At 63.1% G+C, this 17,355-nt stretch carries 13 protein-coding genes; 6 read left to right on the top strand and 7 right to left on the bottom strand.

All coding sequences use genetic code 11. The annotated features are described in order from the left end of the window. Positions 1–305 precede the first annotated feature (305 nt). Entirely contained in the window at positions 306–1,790 is a 1,485-nt protein-coding gene (gene abc-f, locus C816_RS12645) for a ribosomal protection-like ABC-F family protein (protein ID WP_016322787.1), read from the bottom strand. Between the two features lie 733 nt (positions 1,791–2,523). On the opposite strand from abc-f, the gene rpe reads away from it, so the two are divergent. Next, positions 2,524–3,177 (top strand): ribulose-phosphate 3-epimerase, encoded by a 654-nt coding sequence (rpe, locus tag C816_RS12640; protein ID WP_016322786.1) that lies wholly within the window; start codon positions 2,524–2,526, stop codon positions 3,175–3,177. On the opposite strand, the gene C816_RS12635 is transcribed toward rpe, so the two are convergent. Next, the gene (locus tag C816_RS12635; RefSeq protein WP_016322785.1) at positions 3,174–3,428 is read right to left on the bottom strand and encodes a hypothetical protein; all 255 of its coding nucleotides are present in this window, start codon (positions 3,426–3,428) and stop codon (positions 3,174–3,176) included. The genes rpe and C816_RS12635 overlap by 4 nt on opposite strands. A gap of 93 nt (positions 3,429–3,521) precedes the next feature. On the opposite strand from C816_RS12635, the gene C816_RS12630 reads away from it, so the two are divergent. The 3 genes from C816_RS12630 to C816_RS12620 all read left to right on the top strand — a co-directional run bounded on the left by C816_RS12630 (position 3,522) and on the right by C816_RS12620 (position 5,710). Next, on the top strand, positions 3,522–3,743 hold the full coding sequence (locus C816_RS12630; protein ID WP_016322784.1) for a helix-turn-helix domain-containing protein: 222 nt from the start codon (positions 3,522–3,524) through the stop codon (positions 3,741–3,743). A gap of 470 nt (positions 3,744–4,213) precedes the next feature. Then, positions 4,214–4,813: a recombination mediator RecR gene (recR, locus tag C816_RS12625; protein WP_016322783.1), complete on the top strand. Its 600-nt coding sequence runs from the start codon at positions 4,214–4,216 to the stop codon at positions 4,811–4,813. 21 nt (positions 4,814–4,834) lie between these two features. Then, positions 4,835–5,710, top strand: a complete 876-nt coding sequence (locus C816_RS12620; RefSeq protein ID WP_016322782.1) for a hypothetical protein — start codon at positions 4,835–4,837, stop codon at positions 5,708–5,710. 414 nt (positions 5,711–6,124) lie between these two features. Here the strand turns inward: C816_RS12620 and C816_RS22765 are convergent, their stop codons facing one another. Next, positions 6,125–6,571, bottom strand: coding sequence for a helix-turn-helix domain-containing protein (locus C816_RS22765; RefSeq protein WP_081646344.1), 447 nt, complete (start codon positions 6,569–6,571; stop codon positions 6,125–6,127). Between the two features lie 244 nt (positions 6,572–6,815). Here C816_RS22765 and C816_RS12610 point away from each other — a divergent pair, with 244 nt between their 5' ends. Then, complete coding sequence (locus C816_RS12610; RefSeq protein ID WP_016322780.1) at positions 6,816–7,070, top strand: hypothetical protein; 255 nt, start codon at positions 6,816–6,818, stop codon at positions 7,068–7,070. Between the two features lie 136 nt (positions 7,071–7,206). Here the strand turns inward: C816_RS12610 and C816_RS12605 are convergent, their stop codons facing one another. After that, complete coding sequence (locus C816_RS12605) at positions 7,207–10,266, bottom strand: S-layer homology domain-containing protein (protein ID WP_016322779.1); 3,060 nt, start codon at positions 10,264–10,266, stop codon at positions 7,207–7,209. 455 nt (positions 10,267–10,721) lie between these two features. Here C816_RS12605 and C816_RS12600 point away from each other — a divergent pair, with 455 nt between their 5' ends. Continuing rightward, a complete protein-coding gene (locus C816_RS12600) occupies positions 10,722–10,907 on the top strand; it encodes a ferredoxin (RefSeq protein WP_016322778.1) in 186 nt (61 codons plus the stop codon). Between the two features lie 130 nt (positions 10,908–11,037). Here C816_RS12600 and C816_RS12595 read toward each other — a convergent pair whose 3' ends face one another. The 3 genes from C816_RS12595 to mfd all read right to left on the bottom strand — a co-directional run bounded on the left by C816_RS12595 (position 11,038) and on the right by mfd (position 17,197). Next, complete coding sequence (locus tag C816_RS12595; protein ID WP_016322777.1) at positions 11,038–12,294, bottom strand: acetyl-CoA C-acetyltransferase; 1,257 nt, start codon at positions 12,292–12,294, stop codon at positions 11,038–11,040. 237 nt (positions 12,295–12,531) lie between these two features. Then, positions 12,532–13,548 carry a peptidyl-prolyl cis-trans isomerase gene (locus tag C816_RS12590; protein ID WP_016322776.1) on the bottom strand — a complete coding sequence of 339 codons (1,017 nt, stop codon included), beginning with the start codon at positions 13,546–13,548 and terminating at the stop codon, positions 12,532–12,534. Positions 13,549–13,681: 133 nt separating this feature from the next. Next, entirely contained in the window at positions 13,682–17,197 is a 3,516-nt protein-coding gene (gene mfd / locus C816_RS12585) for a transcription-repair coupling factor (protein WP_016322775.1), read from the bottom strand. Between the last annotated feature and the right edge of the window lie 158 nt (positions 17,198–17,355).

The raw sequence follows: 17,355 nt of genomic DNA, 5'->3' as shown, positions 1-17,355 counted from the left end.
GCTCTTTTTCGTCATGGCCTACAAAGACCACGAACTCTGGTGCTTTCTTTTCGTTACGTTGTTTAATTTACAAGGTGCATGCCTTCTTCGGCGGATGTTGATTACTATACCACAAAAGTACAGGCTTGTCAACAACTTTTTTTTGAATCCCTTTCGGGATTTTCCAGAAGTTCCCGACAGCTTTGCTAGAATACCAGACAAAAAGCCGTTTGTCAAGAGGGAAATTCGATTTTTTTCGAAAAATTTTGCGGCTGTTTTCCACAGCGGAAGGGACCGCCTTCCGCGGTCCCTTCTATTATAAGATGTTATCCACAAGATATTGTGATGGTCTCCGTGGCAATCCGCTGTCTAAAGGCTGCATCGTGCTCCACAAACAGCATGGTGGGCTGAAACGCCAGCAGCAATTCCTCGATCTGCATACGAGACCAGACGTCGATATAATTCAGCGGCTCGTCCCAAATATACAGGTGGGCGCTCTCACAGAGACTCCGGGCGATCAGCACCTTTTTCCGCTGCCCGGCGGACCAGTCCTCCATATTTTTCTCGAACTGCTCCCTGGGGAAATCCAGCTTCCGCAGAATTGCCAGCAGCAGCGGCTCCTCCGCGCCGCTTCTTCGGATATAATTCCGCAGCCCTCCCTGCAGATGGGACGTATCCTGGGGCACATAGGACACCGTCAGACCGGAGAGCTTCACCAGCGTCCCCTCACTGGCAATCTCCTTCCCCAGGAAGAATTTCAGAAGACTGGACTTTCCGCAGCCGTTGCCGCCGTCCAGGGCAATTCTCTGCCCCGGCTCCAGGCGGAAGTCCAGCGGGCCGCAGACCCGCCGCTCCCCGTAAAAGAGGGACAGCCCCCGGGCGTCCAGCAGGCGGCCCCGGGCCGTCAAGGGGCGGAGCTTCAATGCCTCGGCCTGCTCCAGATCCTTGAAAAGGCCGGCCTTCTCCTCCAGCGCCCGCTGGCGGCGGTCCTCAATGGACTTGGCCCGCTGCATCATCTTGGCGGACTTGTGGCCGATATAGCCCCGGTCCGGCCGAAGTCCGGCGTTCCGCGTCCCCTTCTTCGTGGCCTCCACCCGGTCGGACCACCGGGAAGTCCGGGCCGCCGCCTGCCGCAGACGCCCCACCTCTTTCTGGAGATGCTCGTTCCGTGCCTGCTCGAAGGCGTCCCTGCGCCGCTTGTTCTCCCACCAAGAGGAAAAATTCCCGCTCTGGACCTCCACCCCCGTCCGGTTCAGAGCCATCACATGGTCCACGCACCCGTCCAGAAAGGCCCGGTCATGGGACACCAGCAAAAAGCCCCGCTTCCGCCGCAGATACTCCGCCACCGCCCGCCGTCCTTGGGCGTCCAGGTGATTCGTTGGCTCGTCAATCAATAAATACCGCTCCTCGCCGCTCAGCAGCGCCGCCAGCAGAACTTTTGTCTGCTCTCCGTTGGAGAGGGTGGAAAAGGGCCGGTACAATGCCTCGGCCTCCACGCCCAGCAGCCCTGTTTCCCGCAGCAGCTCCCACTCCTCCGCCAGAGGAGCCGCCTCCTGGAGCACCTCCATGGTCATGCGGGACAGGTCTTCCATCTCACAGGGGAAATACGTGCAGGGCGGCGCACCGGATATCTGCCCGCCGCAGGGGTGCTCCCCCAGCAGCAGGCGCAGAAAGGTAGTCTTCCCCCGGCCGTTCCGACCCAGGAAGCCCAGCTTCCAGCCGGTGTCAAACTGAAAACTCACATTCTCAAACACATTATCATAACTGCCTGGATAGGCAAAGGTCAGGTTCTCCACCCGAATCATAGACATATGGCATTCCTCCAAACGCAAAAATAGGCCGCAGGAAAGTCCCGCGGCCCATAACGCGACAGAGAATGCCCGCCTCCGGCGGGTGTCTATCGTCCAAAGGTGCGCAAAAGGATGCTGTACTTTCCTGCTTCCGGCGCCGGACAGACTGCCCCCTGGGGGACATCTCACAGCGCCTTTCATAATTTCAGCAGGAAGCAGACTTCATCCTTTCACTCCTCTTCATCAATATAGTAAAATTATCATAGCAGATTTTTGGCAGGCTGTCAACCGGCAGGGACGCGCGGGAAATGTCCGACCACGCATTTGATCATCCGTAATTTCGGCTTTGCGGCCGGGGCTCTGTCCCCGCCCGTCTTCCCGAAAACGCCAGGTTTCCGATGGGCGGGCCGGGACAGAGTCCCGCCCCTGCATAAAATCCGTGAAACAAACACTCGCCCCTGTACGGCGCCATTTTCCGTCCTATTTTTCCGGAAGCGTTTGCTTTTCCGCCTGAAGTCTGGTACACTATGTTCAATCATCAACGCAGGTGGGAGCCGGTGGGCTTCCCCGCCGGCTCCCTATTCAAAAAAGCGGCGGTGCCGCGCCCAGGGGCGGACGCTGCGCGGAGCTGTTGACTGGGGGCACCCGGTCCGCTTGCACCATCCTATGCACCGCCCCCGCCTTCCGTCACCGGCCCTCCGCCGCCCGTCCCCGCCGTTTTCCCCGGATTTCAAAAAGAAAAGAGGAGTTTTCCATGATTAAAATTGCGCCCTCCATCCTCTCCGCCGATTTTGCCAATTTGGAGCGGGACATTCAGCGCATCTCCACCGCCGATTACGTCCATGTAGACGTGATGGACGGCGTATTTGTGCCCAACATCACCATCGGCATCCCGGTTGTAAAGTGCATCCGGCCCACCACCTCGCTGCCCCTGGACGTCCACCTGATGATCGTGGAGCCAGTGCGGTACGTGGAGCAGTTCTGCGACGCCGGCGCCGACCTGGTGACGGTCCACGTGGAGGCGGACAGCGAGGAGAATATCCACGCCGCCATTGACAAGATCCACGCCAAGGGCAAGCGGGCGGGGATCGTCCTCAAGCCCAAGACCCCCGCGGAGGCGGCCCTGCCGTACCTTACGAAGGTGGAGCTGATCCTGGTAATGACCGTGGAGCCGGGCTTCGGCGGTCAGAGCTTCATGGCGGATCAGATGGAAAAGGTCGCCGCCCTGCGGAAGCTGATCGACGAGCGAAATCCCGCCTGCGAGCTGGAGGTGGACGGCGGCGTGGCCCCGGACACCTGCCAAACCTGCATCGACGCGGGGGCAAACGTGCTGGTGGCGGGCAGCGCGGTGTACAAGGCGGCGGACATCCCCGCCCGCATCGCCGAGCTGAGAGGAAAGCAGTCCTAAAGGCGGGCCAGCTCCAGCCCGACGGAGACGCCCGCCAGAAAAGCCGCCCTGTCCTCCAGACAGCCGGCCTCAAACTGCCGGACCAGAAGCGATTCCAGCCGCCGCCCCTGCTCCGCCGTCAGCGCCGCGCGGAAATTCTCCCACGCCTCCTCCAGGCCGGAGGAGAGCCGGCAGTATTCCCTCATTTGGAGATAGTCCGCGGTCCGGTGTTCCTGGGCATAGAAGTAGCGTGTTTCTGCAAGAGAACGCATGAGCCGCCCTCCTCAAATTCCAATCGGTATATACCATTTGGTTTTAGCATAACCCAATCACAAACAGCTGTCAAGCTGTTTATTAGGAGTATTATGGAAGCATTGTCAAAAAACCTGCTGACTTTGCGAAAGGAGCGAGGACTTTCCCGCGAAGCTGTAGCGAGGGCATTAGATATCTCCTCCATGACCTATCAGCGGTATGAAAAAGATCTACGAGAGCCAACTGCCTCTCTCATGGTCAAGCTGGCCGACTTTTATGGCGTCACCTTAGATCAGTTGACAGGCCGTGTCCCTCTGCCGGATCAGGAGGCATAGGCTCTGGCAGTTGAGGGAAGATGGCCGGCAGAGGGCCAGGCCCCACAAGGTGTTCTGCCGAAAAACAAAAGGTTGTTGGAGGGCGGGCCGGGTCAGAGCCGGCCCCTACAAAAAAGCCGGTAGAACATGACGCCATCCCACACGGCCCCAGCCAGGCGCGAAGCGCGGGAAGAGAAGAACGTCCCTGCGTCCATGCATCAAGTCTGCAGACCGCCTTCAATCGAAGCGAAACGCTCCCGCAAGCGCCAAACAGTCTTTTTCTCTTTTGGACCGTGCACGGCCCGTTTTCTCTTTTTCTGCGCGCAGAAAAAGAGAAAATGGGGGGTGCATCTGCCCAGCCATCATCATGGCTGAAATCTCCCCCGCCCGTCAGGGCGAGCAAAAGCCACCCCCGCCCGCAGGGCGGTCTCCCCCGTCCCGCGCCCGTGGGGCGGCCCACCCCACAACTCTGTTAAGAGGAGAACCTACTCATGGAATACTTCCCCGCCCCTTTGGAAAAGTTAGTGGAACAATTCGCCCGCCTGCCGGGTATCGGCGGCAAATCCGCTCAGCGGCTGGCCTTTTTCGTTCTGGGCCTGCCCGAAGAAGAGGCCCAGGCCTTCGCCAACGCCATCATGGACGCCAAGCGTGGCGTCACCTGCTGCCCGGTGTGCCAGAACTTCACCGCCGGGGGCCTGTGCCCCATCTGCGCCTCCCCCAGGCGGGACGGCTCCACCATCTGCGTGGTGGCGGACCCCCGGGACGTGGCCGCCGTGGAGCGGTCCCGGGAGTACAACGGCCATTACCACGTCCTTCACGGCGTCATCTCCCCCATGAACCACGTGGGGCCCGACGATCTGGCCATCAAGCCCCTGCTGGAGCGGGCAGCCAAGGGAGACGTGGAGGAGGTCATCATGGCCACCAACCCGGACACGGAGGGGGAGGCCACGGCCATGTACATCGCCCGCCTTCTGAAGCCCTTCGACGTGCGGGTGACCCGCCTGGCCTACGGCATCCCCGTGGGCGGACACCTGGAGTTTGCCGACGACGCAACGCTCATGCGGGCGCTGGAGGGGCGGAGAGAGATGTGATCTGGGAAGGAGGTCCCCCCTATGGCACGGAAAAAGCCCCTGGACTACCAGCCAAAACGCTGGGAGAAGGAGCGGCTCAAACTGGAAAAGCACCTGAAAACCATGGGCGGCGTCTCCGCCTCGGAGCATAATCTTCTGAGCATCATTCGGAGAGGAAAGCAGTCCGTCTTTCAGTGGGAGAACCCCTATGCCCAGCGCCGCGCGGAGATCCGAAAAAAGGCGGAGGATACCTGGACGCCGCTGGAACGCTCGATTGTGGAGAAAGCAGGGCGCATTATGTCCTGCGACAATATCTACATCACCTATATCTGTTTTGAGGGACATTACCAAAACCTCGCCGAGAAAAAATATCTTCTGGATACCTCCGATCAGGCATGCCTGGAGCTTGTGAGCATCTCCGGCGCGGCAGGCGTCACGGCGGAGCTGTTCCGGCGGGAGGGAGCCGTCTGCGGCAATGAACGGCCCAATTTTGAATATGCCTTGATGAAACTGATCGCCTGCGGAAATCCCATCCCCGCCTGCGCCGCGGCGGAGCCGCTGGTCCGGCTGTACCGGGGAGAGCCGGCGGACCTGGCCCCATGGGCGGAGTCCCAGGAGACGGGGCATTACCAGAACTGCCTGCGGGCGATTTTAAGCCGGGACGAAGCGGCGCTGAACGACGCCCTGGAGGCCCGGATTCGGGAGCGCCGGAAACACCTCTACCCCACGTTCATCGACATATGCGCCGCAGCCTGCGTCAAAATCGGGGCCCGATATGGGCTCCGCTGCGGGCTGGAGGCTGTTGAGCTCCCCCGGATGTTTCTGGAGGCGGAGAACCGGCCGATGTCCCTGCCGCCTTTTTACGATGAGGTCACCGCCCTGCTGCGGGAACGGGCAGAGGGCGGCCGGGAAATGTAAATGGAGCGCCGCCGCCCATGCGGGCGGCGGCGTATATGACGTACATTTGGAGTACATTTTACCATCATTTGTCGTTTTCCCTTGCCTTTTGCCGGATCGTGTGATACCCTGAGAACAGGAAAGAGCCATCTTTCAGCGCTGCCAGTAACGGTGGACGGTTTGGCCCTCTTGACAGGGGGCAGCTTCTTTGCCCTCTGATCTTTGGAAAGGGGGCCTGCCCAATGGTTACATACAATGAGCTCTTCGCTTACTCCCTGGTCGTCATCGGCATTTGCGGCCTGTTCATTCAGGCATACAAAAAGAAGTAACCGCCCTGCCTCCAAGCTAGCGGTTACTTCTTGTAACACAGCAGGGGCTAACCGTCTTACCGGCAGTGCCTCTTCTTTTTTATTATACGGCCTTATACGCTTTCTGTCAAGTCTCAGACCCATTTGGGGAAAGTGCCCAACCGCACATTCTATCATCCGCGATTTTTGCTTGTGTCTGCAGCTTTGTAGGGGCGGGGCTCTGTCCCCGCCCGTTTTCCCGAAAACGCCAGTTTTCCGACGGACGGACCGGGACAGAGCCCCGCCCCTGCATAAAATCTGCGAAGAGGACGCTTCCGCCAATTTGTACACAGGTTCTCCTCATTTTTCTTTTCCGTGACACCGGGCATAGATAGGGCGTCAGGTCATCCGTAAGCCCCGCCAGATAATCCATACTGGTGCCCAATGCAAGGGCAATCCGCCTGCACTGTTCAAAGGACATATTCCGCTTTCCATGTTCGATTTTGGAGTAATCGCTCTGATCGATTCCTGTCAGCATCTGCATTTTCACCTGGGTAAACTTCCGTTCCTCCCGCAATTTCCGCAATCTCGACATACCAACACCTCAAATACAGTATGTCAAATTGACCTATTGAAATCAGGGTGATATTGACCTGTAATACAAATGAGGTGATTAGGCCATGTTTGAAAAAAGTCAAAACGCCCAAACGGTGGATCTTTATCCGCCACTCTGCGTTAAATGTTCTTGCCGGGCGTCAGCCCGCCTGCGAAAATTTGCCTTGATTGGCGAAAAAATCTCTCGCCGTTGGGTATTCCGCCATTTTTCAAACAAGGCCTAAATGGAATATTCAACTTCGGAGGAGCTGCTTGCCCAGGCCATTGGTGCGGAAGTGCTGAAATACCTGACCCATGAAGGCACATGGAAAGCCCTGGTCCAAGGGATGGAATCCACCGCTTTGCAGGTATCAGCGGAAATCCAAACCATCCTGAACGACGAAACTCTGGACGATCCCGCCTGCTTCCGCCGCATCGACGCCATTGTAGAGGCTTTCCACCGAAACGGCCTCAGCGCCGCCCGTCACGACTTCTGGTAATCCCTGATTAAAATAGTGCAGGGAACCCCTCCCGGGTTCCCCGCACACACCCCTCCCTCCCGTTGCATCTATCTCCAACATTTTTTGACAGTCTGAGACCGCCCGGCGCTCTCGCGCCGGGCGGTCTCTCTGGTGCTTACATGAGGCTGTAGAGAATCTTCGCCATCTGGCCCCGGGTGATGTTGTTGTTGGGCCTGAACGTGCCGTCGGTATAGCCGCTGAGGATTCCCTGGGCCACCATAGTCTGAATATAGAAGGCGGCATAGGCGGGGATCTTCCCGGCATCGGTGAAGGTCAGGCTCGCCAGGGCATAGCCCTTCTCCTGGCTCCGTCCGATCATGGCCGCCGCCTGGGCGCGGGTCAGGTTTCCGTCAGGGTTGAGGTAGAGCTTCCCGTCCTGGCCCTGGGTGCCGGTGACCACGCCCTCGGCGTACAGCGCCCGGACCGCCGGGAGGGCGGACTCGGGAATCTTCCCCAGGTCCGCAAAGGGCAGGGACACGCCCGCGTACTTCGCCGGGTCCAGGTTCAGGCTGTTGTACAGCATCACGGAGAAGTCCAGCCGGGTCAGCAGCTGGTCGGGGCGGAAGGTCCCGTCCGTATACCCCTTGGAGATGTTATGGTCGTACAGGTAATCGCAGTAGTCCGCACCCCAGTACGCCGCCGTGTCCTTGAACCTGCGCTCCGCGCCGGCGGCGGGGATGTCCGCTGAGCAGCGTCCGATGTTGCCGGAGCCGTCCCGGGCGGTGACGGTGACCCGGTGGGCCGCGCCGTCCGCCGCAGGCAGGGCGGCGGAGAGGGCGCCGGTACCGCTGTTGTAGGTAAAGGTCAGGGGCTTGCCGTCATAGGTCACGGACACGGAGGACTGGGACAGCACGCCGTCCACATCGTCCTTCACGGCGCCGGTGAGGGTGGTACCGCTGACCTGGGCGGTAACGGTGGGCACCGTGGTGTCCATCTGGCCGTCAAAGGAGGCGGCGATGTGGTCGATATAGACCGTTCCGGCGCGGGCAGTCTCCGGGTAGGTGACAATCTCGGCCCCGGTCTCTTCGTCATAGGTATACACCGGCTCTCCGGCGCTGATCCGCAGGCCCTGGATGGAGAAGCCCGTCTGGGGCATCGTCACAGACACCTGTTTCCAGCCGGTGAAGTTCAGCGTGGCCGCAGGCAGAACCTGGAGCTCCTCGGCGCCGTCGTCATACAGCAGGGACAAAACGTTGTTGGAGCCGTCGCCGTAAACCCACAGATTCAGGCTCGTATAGAGCTGCCGGTTTACCGGCGTATTCAGGAACGCCCGCCAATCCGCAGCAAGGCCGCGCCCCTCCGCCAGGGTGTAGTCCAGCCTGCCGGAGCCCCGGCCCACGCGCACGGTCTCCGGCGCCGTGGAGCGGCTGAACTGGAGCCCTTCGCCATAGATGCCGTCAAGGATGGTGGTCCCCTCCTCGAAGTCCTCCACCGGCTGGATGGCGAGGTCGGACACCGTCACCTGGATCGAGGCGCTCCGCCCGCCGGCGGAGACGGTGATGACGCCCTGGCCGGGCAGACCGGCGGTAAAGCTCCCCAGCTCGTCAATGGTCCCGATATTGCCCTCCACCGACCAGGTGAAGGCCTCCGGGTCCGCCTTGAGCGATTTGTGCTGATAGGCGGCGGTGGCGGTCAGCTGGGTCACGGAGCCGGGGGCGGCCCCCAGGGTGGTGAGGGCGGTGCCGTCGGCGCTGCGGATGGCCAGCGCGTCCGGCGTGGTGACGGCGTGGATGGTGGTGGTGCCCGTCCTGCGGCCGCTGCCGGCGGTGACGGTGACCTCGCCGCCGGAGAGGGGCGTGGTCAGCACATTGCCGTCCAGCTCGCCGCCGTCGGTCTCCAGGCGGTAGTCCTCCTGCATGGGGATGAAGTTGGTGTCCACGGCGGAGGCGGAGATGGTCACCTTGCTGCCCGCCAGCACGTACTGGTTGTCCGCCTGGACGTAGAAGTGGCTCAGCTCCCCGGTGGGCTGGTTGGGGGCGACCAGAAACACCTGGTTGGACACCTTCCGCTCGGCCCCGTCGGAGGGGCGGTTGATAGTGCTGGTCGCCAGCTTGTCCGGCGCGGTGACCGCCAGCGTGGTGGAGCCGCCGCCGTCCAGGCACAGCGCGGTGACGCAGCCCAGCTCGATCATGCGCTTTGCCACCTGGTCCATGGACGCGCCCACAGAATAGCCGGCACGGCGGCCGTCGATGGTGTAGAAGATCACGCTGCCGTCATAGCGCACACCCACGGCGGTGCGGGGGTTCACGCCGGTGGGCAGGCCCGCCACCACGGCGCCGTCCGCCACCAGGGAGTACAGGGCTCCCACAGCGTACTCCACATCGTTCCACTCCCCGCCGGCGGCGCTGGCCTCCAGGGTGACAGTGGCGCCCACGGGGATGTTCCGCAGGGCGTCCACCTGGTAGGCGTCGGATTTCAGGTTGGCGGAGAGGACGAACTGGTCCTGCCGCATCTCCGTTGCAGAGGTGGTCTCCTCCACCCGCTCCACCACAGCGGTGACGGTCTCGCCGATGGAGAGGCGGCCCTCCAGAATCGTGCAGAGCACATCAACGCCGGCCTCTGTGTTGCCGGTGGTGTGCTTGGTGTTGAAATCGTATGTATAGAGGTAGGTCCCCCCGTCGGAGACCCGTGCTTTGTTCACCGCGGTGAGCTGGCGGGATACCTCCATCCCGTCCGCGCCCAGGTAGCCCATATGGGCACTGACCTTCACCGCAGGCTTGCCGATGGCTGCGGTGCCGTCGGCGCGGAAGCCGATGGCGTAATAGCCGCCGTCGCTGCTGCGCAGCACGCCCTCGGAGATCACAAGGCCGATGGGCAGACCGGTATTGACGTTGTAAAAATCGCCGTTGATGCCCGCCACGACCCGCCAACCCTGGCTCTCCAGCGCCCGGGCCGTGTCGGTGACAGTGTTCCGGTCCGTGAGGACCTGACCGTAGGTGACAATGGGCATCACGTCCATATTGGGCGTGTATGTAATCAGGTTTTCCGTTCGCATGTCGTTGTACGCCGTGCTCCAGAAGGTGTTGGTGGAGAGCTGGGTCTCCTGGTGCAGCAGCGTGTCCATGGCCGTCAGGTCCTCGCCCATGGCGTCCGACGCGGCGGCGCTCAGGCCCAGGGAGAGGATCAGGGACAGCGCCAGAACCAGCGCCAGGGTTTTGCGGAAGAATATTTTCATAGCATGCCTCCAAAAGATCTCCGGCGGCGGAAGGTCCAGCCGCCGGACTTGTCCCGTCTGGGAACAGGGTCCGGTCTACATAATACCTTTTAAGGATACCACATCCGGTGGACAAAGTAAATGTTCATTTGATTACAAAATTCTCCCCGTACTGCCAGAATCTTCTTTCATCCCACAAAAAAGGCGGCCCTTCGCCGAAAAAAGTTCCCCTGTTTTTTGAAAATCTCCTTGGAAACGGAGACAGACTAGGCCTTGTTTGAAAAAAGGCGGAATGCCCAACGGCGAGAGATTTTTTCGCCAATCAAGGCAAATTTTTGCAGGCGGGCTGACGCCCGGCAAGAAAATTTAACGCAGAGTGGCGGATCAAGATCCACCGTTTGGGCGTTTTGACTCTTTTCAAACAAGACCTATACTATAATGAAAACGGATTACAACTGCGAAAAGGAGGATTCTCTATGACCGTCACTGTGGACGCCGCCGCCTGCATCGGGTGCAGTATGTGCGCCTACGCCGCCCCTGGTATCTTCCGCATGGAGAACCGGGTCTCCACCGTCCTGCCGGAGCCCGACGAGACCCAGTACGACCGGGCCGCCGGGGCCGCCAACCGCTGCCCCGTCAACGCCATCAAGATCCGGAAATAGCGGAGGAGTCTCTCCGCTGTCTCCCGAAATTGCTGTGATCCCGATACGAGCCGGCCCCGCCCCATGTCCGCCGGCAAAAAAGAGGAGCCTTACGGCTCCTCTTTTTCATTGCGCGTTACGGGGTCTCAGCTCAGCACTTCTCCACCACAACGGCGGTGCCCATGCCGCCGCCGATGCACAGGGTGGCCAGGCCCTTCTTGGCCTCGGGGCGCTTCATCATCTCGTGGACCAGGGTAACGATGATGCGGGCGCCGGAGGCGCCGACGGGGTGGCCCAGGGAGATGGCGCCGCCGTTGACGTTCAGCTTGGCGGTGTCAAAGCCCAGCTCCCGGCCCACGGCGATGGACTGGGCGGCAAAGGCCTCGTTGGCCTCCACCAGGTCAATGTCGTCGATGGTCACGCCGGCCTTCTTCATGGCCGCGCGGGAGGCGGGCACGGGGCCCACGCCCATGATCTTGGGATCGACGCCGCCCTGGCCCCAGCCGATCAGCTTGACCATGGGCTTGAGACCGTACTTCTCAACGGCCTCGCCGGAGGCCAGGATGATGGCGGCGGCGCCGTCGTTGATGCCGGAGGCGTTGGCGGCGGTGACGCGCTGCTGGCCCTTGTCCTCGGTCTCCTGCTTGCCGGTGACGTCAAAGGTGTGGACCACCTCGGGGTTGGGGGACTCGGGACCCACGGGGAAGGCGCCCCGGAGCTTTGCGATGCCCTCGGCGGTAACTCCGGCCTTGGGATACTCGTCCTTCTTGAACTCCACGATGTCCTTCTTAACCTTCACGGGCACGGGGACAATCTCGTCGTCAAACCGGCCGGCGGCCTGGGCGGCCTCGGCCTTCTGCTGGGAGGCGGCGGCGAACTCGTCCTGCTCCTTGCGGCTGATGCCCCAGATGTCGTTGATGTTCTCGGCAGTGGTGCCCATGTGGTAGTTGTTGTAGGCGTCCCACAGGCCGTCCTTAATCATCTCGTCCACCAGCTTCTTGTCGCCCATGCGGGCGCCCCAGCGGGCGTCGGGAGCCAGGAAGGGAGCGGCGCTCATGTTCTCGGTGCCGCCGCAGACCACGATGTCAGAGTCGCCGGCCAGGATGGAGCGGGCGCCCTCAATGACAGACTTCATACCGGAGCCGCAGACCATGCCCACCGTGTAGGCGGGAACGGAGTAGGGGATGCCGGCCTTGATGGAGACCTGACGGGCCACGTTCTGCCCAAGGCCAGCGGTCAGGATGCAGCCGAACATCAGCTCGTCCACCTGCTCCGGCTTCACGCCGGCGCGGTTCAGAGCCTCCTTGACCACGATGGCGCCCAGCTCGGCGGCGGGGGTGTTTTTCAGGCTGCCGCCGAAAGAGCCGATGGCGGTTCTGCAGCAGTTGACGATATAAAGGTCTTTCATGATGTTCCTCCGTTTTATAAAAATTTCTATCGGCGGCCTCGGACCGCCATGGAGTGCAGTGCGGGGAGGCGGAAGAGATTACCGTTAATTTTTTGACAATTAGCGTTCCTCCGCTTTTCTGTTCCTATTATAGAGCGTATTTTTTGCTTCGTCAATGGGAAACTATGCGATTCCCATTTTTCGTTAAATATTTGACAATACGATCCGGCTTTTTCGTCAACTTGACGAAAAAGCCGTTTACTCCGTCTCCCGCAGCGCTTGGGCAGCAAAGGCGGCGGGATCCAGAGCCGTATAATCCTCCGTCAGCCTCACCGCCGCGTTCTCCGCGGCCTCCTGGAGCAGATAGTCGAAATAGGCCTCCTCCACGCCGCTCCGGTCCGTCTCCCCCCGCAGGAGGATGGAAAATCCCTCCCCGGTCTCCAGAATGCCGGAGCACTGTCCCTCCTCCAGGGTCTGAGCCGCCGCCTCCAGCGCCTCGTCCAGCATCCCGTCTCCCAGGGTGAAGGTGCGGGGCCCCGCCGGGTCGTCTCCCGCCGCCGCCAGGGCGGCGAACTCCGCCCGCTGGTCCTCCGCCGTGTTCAGCCGTGCAAAGGCCTCCGCCGCCCGCTGCCGGGCGGCCTCCCGGTCCTCTCCGGCGGCGAAGAGAACCCGGTCCACCGTGATTCCGCCCCGTTCCAGGGCGAAGGCCTCCAGCGCCTCCGGCTCCGGGGCCAGGGTGCTGCCCTCCTCCAGATAGAGGCCGTACAGCTTGGCGTACAGCCGCCCCACAGCGGTGATTTCCTCCATCCGCGCCCGGTCCAGGCCCATGCCCGCCAGACGGCGGAGATACGCCTCCTCCCCGCCGTACTCCGCCGCCTTCTCCGCCCAGGCGGACTCCAGCGCGGCAAGGTCCACCTCATCCAGAGCGCAGCCGTGGGAATCCGCCCAGTTCTCCACCGTGGCGTAGAGGGCCGTGTCCGCCAGCGCCTGATCCTTGACATAGTCCGCCAGGGTGCCCCCCTCCACCGGCGCGTTCCAGTCCAGCGTCAGACCGGCGGAGCGGTACTGCTCCTGGAGCCGCCCGCAGCAGCGCCGCAGCCAGTAGAGATACCGCCACGCCGGCACCTCCCTGCCGTCTACCGTCAGCAGCACCGTGTCCTCCTCCATCCCGGAGGCCCTTTGAAAAAGCCCCTGGCCCCGGCTGTCCTCCCTGCCGCCGCAGGCGGTCAGGGCAAGGCAAAGCACAAGGGCCAGGGCAGTCGCGCGTTTTTTCATATCTCCCGCTCCCTCCCATAGGTTGTCCTCGGAACATCCTATGCGGGAGCGTATCTCACCATGCCGCTTTTTTCCAGGCCGCAGGTTCGCCCGGGGCGTCTGCCGCCCCCTGAGACGGGCGGCAGGCGGGAAATCAATCCCTTTTCTCCTCTGCGGCAAGGCGCAGGTCCTCCGTCAGGACCGCGGCGCACTCCAGCACGTCCTCGCCGGGCCGGAGCTTCAGCGTCAGCGCCGGGGTCTCCCCCGCCGCCAGCACCAGGCGGCGCCGGTACTTGGCAAGGCTGCACACCGCCGCCAGGGCCTCGGGCCGGAACACACCCAGCTGGAAGCGCAGCGCGTCCCCCTTCTGGGAGATGTCCGACACCCCGGCCCTGGCCGCCGCCGCGCGCAGCAGCGCCACGTCCAGCAGGGCCAGCACGGACTTGGGCGCCTCGCCGTAGCGGTCCAGCAGCTCGTCCAGCAGGTCGGAGGCGTCGTCGTTGGTGCGGATGGCGGCGATGCGGCGGTACAGGTCCATCCGCTGCTCCGGAGAGGGCACGTACCGCTCCGGGATGTTGGCGTTCACCGTCAGGTCGGCGGAGCACTCCGTCTCGATCTGACGCTCCTCGCCCCGCTCCTCCAGCACGGCCTCCTCCAGCAGTTTCAGGTACAGGTCGTAGCCCACGCTCATGAGGTAGCCGGACTGCTCCGGTCCCAGCAGGTTGCCGGCCCCCCGGATCTCCAGGTCCCGCATGGCGATCTTGAAGCCGGAGCCGAACTCCACGTACTCCCGAATGGCGGAGAGCCGCTTGGCCGCCACCTCCTGGAGGATCTTGCCCCGGCGGAAGGTCATGTAGGCGTAGGCCCGGCGGGAACTGCGGCCGATGCGGCCCCGGATCTGGTGGAGCTGGGCCAGGCCCATGCGGTCCGCGTCCTCGATGATGAGGGTGTTGACGTTGGGGATGTCGATGCCGGTCTCGATGATGGTGGTGCACACCAGCACGTCCGCCTCTCCGTCCACCATGGCCTGCATGACGGCGGAGAGCTCCTGCTCCCCCATACGCCCGTGGCCCGTTACCACCCGGGCCTCCTCCCCCAGGAGCTTCTGGATGCGGGAGGCGGTGAGGTCAATGCTCTCCACCCGGTTGTGGAGGTAGTAGACCTGTCCTCCCCGGCTCAGCTCCCGGCGCATGGCGTCCTCCAAAATGGCCCAGTCGTGCTCGATGACATAGGTCTGCACCGGCTGGCGGTCCGCCGGGGGCTCCTCGATGGAGGACATGTCCCTGAGACCCGAGAGGGCCATGTTCAGCGTCCGGGGAATGGGCGTGGCGGAGAGGGTCAGCACATCCACCTGGCGGCTCAGCTCCTTGAGCCGCTCCTTGTGGGTCACACCGAAGCGCTGCTCCTCGTCAATGATGAGGAGCCCCAGGTCCTTGAAGGCCATGCCCTTTTGCAGCAGCTTGTGGGTGCCGATCAGCAGATCCACGCCCCCGGCCTGGACCTCCCGCAAAATCCGCTTGGCCTCCCCGGGGGCGGTGAAGCGGGAGAGGACCTCGATGGTCACAGGAAAGTCCTTGAACCGGCCCCGGGCCGTGGCGTAGTGCTGCTGGGCCAGCACGGTGGTGGGCACCAGAATAGCCGCCTGTTTGCCGTCCAGCACACACTTCATCACCGCCCGCAGGGCCACCTCCGTCTTTCCGTAGCCCACGTCGCCGCAGAGCAGGCGGTCCATGGGCCGGGGACGCTCCATGTCCCGCTTGATCTCCTCGATGGCCCGCAGCTGGTCGTCGGTCTCGGCGTAGGGGAAGGCCTCCTCAAACTCCCGCTGCCACACGGAGTCCGGGGAGAAGGCGAAGCCCGGGCGGCGCTGCCGCTCGGCGTAGAGCTTGGTGAGGCCCTTTGCCAGGTCCTTCACCGCCTTCTTCGCCCGGGTCTTCTGCTTGGCCCACTCGGCGCCCCCCAGGCGGTTCAGCTTTTGGGGACGCTCGCCGTCCTCGCCGCCGCCGATATACTTGGACACCATGTCCAACTGGGTGGCGGGCACGTACAGGCAGTCTCCGCCGGCGTAGTCGATCTTGATATAGTCCTTCTCCACGCCGTCCACCGGCATCCGCTGAATGCCCGCGAACCGGCCCACGCCGTGGTGGATGTGGACCACCAGGTCCCCGGGGGACAGATCCGTGTAGGACTGGAGCTTTTGCCGGCTGGAGGATTTTTTCAGCTTCATCCGCCGCTGGACGGGGGCCGTCAGCTGTCCCTCGGTCAAAACCGCCAGACGCAGCTGGGGCCACTCGCCGCCGGCGGACAGGGCTCCAATACCAATCCGCACCTCCCCTGGCCGGGGCATGGCGAAATGGTTCAAGTCCAGCACGGCGGGGATTTCCCGCTCCTCCAGCAGCCGCTGGAGATTCTTCGCCCGGCCCTCCCCGGCGCACAGCACCAGCACCGCGCTGCCGTTTTCCCGGTAGTGGGTCAGGTCGCTGACGGCAGCCTCCAGGCTGCCGCCGTAGGAGCTGAGCTGCCGCACGTTCATGCTCAAAAGCCCCTTGGGCCGCAGGGGATAGCGGGAGGTGGGCAGGGCGCTTGCCATCACCACGGGGAAGTCCTCCAAAGCGGCGTACAGCTCCTCAGCGGAGAGGCACAGCCGGGCGTACTCCCCCGCCATGACCCCCGCCTCCAGCAGCGTCTCCACGTCCTGCTGAGTCTGGAGCAGGGCCCCTTTGATCCGCTCGTCCACACGGCCGCTCTCACAGAGAAAGACCACACCGTCCCGGGGCAGGTAATGAACGCCCGCCGTCACCTGCGGGTAGACGGCCGCCAGATACCGGTCCATGCCGCCGGGGTCCGCGCCGTTCTTCAGCCGCTCCCCATCCTCCCGGAGGCGCTGGGCGGCCTGCTCCGTCCGGGGCTTTTTCGCCAGCTTCTCCGACAGGGCCAGCAGGGTCTCCCCCAGCCCCGCCAGACCTCCCGCCGCGCAGTGGGGCAATACCTCGGCGGCGGGCAGCAGCAGCGCCTCCTTAACGTTTTTCGTCCGCCGCTGGGTGGCGGGGTCAAACTCGCCCATGGAGTCGATCTCGTCGTCAAAGAACTCGCACCGCACCGGCTGGTCCATCAGGGGAGAGAACACGTCCAGGATGCCGCCCCGCAGGGCGAACTGGCCCACGCCCTCCACCTGGCCGCAGCGGGCGTACCCGGCGGACAGCAGCCGCTCCGTGAGGTTCCCCAGGTCCACCCGCTCCCCCAGGTGCAGAGTAACGGCCAGACCTTTGAGAAGGTCCGGCGGCAACGTCCTGGCCAGCAGGGCGTCGGCCGTGGCCACCGTCAGCGGCGCGCGCCCCTGGGCCAGGGCATACAGCGCCGCCAGGCGGCTCCGCTCCCACTCCCGGGAGCTCACTGCGCCAGGGCGCAGCCGCCACTCCCGGCTCAGCAGCAGCACAGGCTCCCGGCCCGCGGCGGTACGCAGGTCTGCAGCCAGGGTCCGGGCCTCCCGCTCGTCTCCGCAGACGAACACTGCCGGACGGCCCGCCGCCCGGGCGACAGCTGCGCCTATGCAGGCCCGCTGCATGGATTGGAGCCCTGTGACTGCCGCAGGGCAGCCGCCCTCCTCCACCCGGCGGATCAGCTCTGCCGCCTCCGGAAGGGTTTGCAATTGTTTCAAAAACTGTTCCATGGTTATTTTCCTATTACAAATTTGTGGGTTTTGTCCCGCCTGCGGGCAGGACGGGGGAGTTTGCGCCTCGGGCGCGGACGGAAGGAGACCGCCCTTCGGGCGGAGGGTGGTTTTTTCTCGCCCGAAGGGCGCTCCCCCTCGTCCCGCGCCCGAGGCGC

The sequence above is a fragment of the Oscillibacter sp. 1-3 genome (assembly GCF_000403435.2).
Lineage (GTDB): Bacteria > Bacillota > Clostridia > Oscillospirales > Oscillospiraceae > Oscillibacter.
The sequence above is the reverse complement of the archived record's forward strand: the minus strand, read 5'-3'. Positions and strand labels throughout refer to the sequence as shown.